This is a genomic window from Mycobacterium sp. P2_H7, assembly GCF_056403275.1.
The window spans coordinates 1-414 of the sequence record NZ_JBFUFU010000062.1 but is presented as its reverse complement, the minus strand read 5'-3'; the positions used below and the strand labels follow the sequence as shown (position 1 = coordinate 414).

Sequence of the window (414 nt, the reverse complement as noted above, 5' to 3'; positions counted from 1 at the left end):
ATTCTCGGCCATGCGCTTGCCGATGGCGACGCCTTCGCCGGAGTCGAAGCCGTCAAGCGTGCCCTGCTTGACGTTTTTGGCGACGATGTCGATCTTGCCGAGATCCTCGGCCCGTATGCCGCGCACCAGCGCGCCCATGCCGCCGCCGACATTGCCTTGCGCCAGCACCTGGCCGTCGATCAGCGGTATGGCGTATTTGACGCCGGCCACGCCGTTGATGCGGGCGGCAACCTGAGCATAGTCCTCAAGCGGCGAATCCAGCGGCTGCACGATCAGATGACCGTTGACGCCGAGAATGCGGGTCAACAGCTCAGCCCGGAACCCGTTCATAACCGCCATGACGACGATCAGCGTCGCGACGCCCAGCATAATGCCGAGGAAGGAGATCGAGGCGATGACCGAGATCACCGTCTC

The 414-nt window shown here is 63.5% G+C and carries 1 protein-coding gene; it reads right to left on the bottom strand.

Annotation, left to right across the window (positions count from 1 at the left end; all coding sequences use genetic code 11):
• Window positions 1-414 (bottom strand): ABC transporter permease (locus AC1DY7_RS31350; RefSeq protein WP_477497657.1); only part of this gene is annotated, 414 nt, incomplete at both ends.